1 protein-coding gene is annotated in these 907 nt (G+C 69.2%); it reads left to right on the top strand.

Going from position 1 to position 907, the window contains the following annotated elements; genetic code table 11:
* Positions 1-906, top strand: a 906-nt coding sequence (locus tag KBI52_RS01245; RefSeq protein WP_315974930.1) for a hypothetical protein, incomplete at its 5' end; no start/stop codon positions are given.
* Position 907: the final 1 nt, after the last annotated feature.

Below are 907 nucleotides of genomic sequence, written 5' to 3'. Positions count from 1 at the left end.
GGGGGAATGATGCGCTACCTTCCGCACTGGCTGTCGTGTGGCGTCCTGGCTTCGGCCGGACTTCTCGGTGGCGGCCTAGATCCCGCGCTCGCGGCCGACTTGGGCCCTCCTCCGGCTCCCGTGATCGAGGCGCCCGCCATGCCCTCGTGGAGCTACCGTGTCACGCCCTATGGCTGGCTCACGGCGCTCAACGGCACCCAGACGGTGCGCGGGCGCTCCGTGAAGGTGAATGCGAGCTTCGCCGACATCGTCGAGGAGAGCGACACGCTCGTGGCCCTGATGGGCGATGTCGAGGCCCGCAACGGCCCGTTCGCCCTGATGGCCAACGTGGTCTGGAGCAAGATCGGGGTCGAGCGCAGCAATGTCAGGAGCCGTGCTCTGGCTCCGGGCGTGACGGGCAGCCTCGGCACATCCCTCGGCCTCGACATCGAAATGGCCATCGCGGAGGTCGGGGCAGCCTACGAGGTCGCCCGCTTCGGCGCGCTCGCCGTCGACGTGCTTGGCGGCGCCCGCTACTGGTACCAGGAGGCAGACCTGTCGCTCGATGTCACGGCTGCGGTGCAGGTCGGCGACCTTGAGGTGGCCGGAGCCCGGGCCTTCGCCCGCTCCGGTTCCGTCGACTGGCTCGACCCGCTGATCGGCGCGCGGGTGCGCTACACGGTGGCGCCCGGGCACGAACTGTGGTTGCGCGGCGACATCGGCGGCTTCGGGGTCGGCAGCGACTTCTCCTGGCAGGCGATCGGCGCCTACGGGTTCGAGCTCGGCACCTACCAGGGCATCACGTTCTCGGGTGTGGTCGGCTACCGGGCGCTGTACGTGGATTATGTCCAGGGCGAGGGCCGGCAGCGCTACGAGTTCGACATGCTCCAGCACGGACCCGTCATCGGCATCAGCGCCAAGTTCTGAA

It is taken from the genome of Microvirga sp. HBU67558, assembly GCF_018069605.1.
Taxonomy (GTDB): Bacteria; Pseudomonadota; Alphaproteobacteria; order Rhizobiales; family Beijerinckiaceae; genus Microvirga; species Microvirga terrae.
The sequence above is the reverse complement of the archived record's forward strand: the minus strand, read 5'-3'. Positions and strand labels throughout refer to the sequence as shown.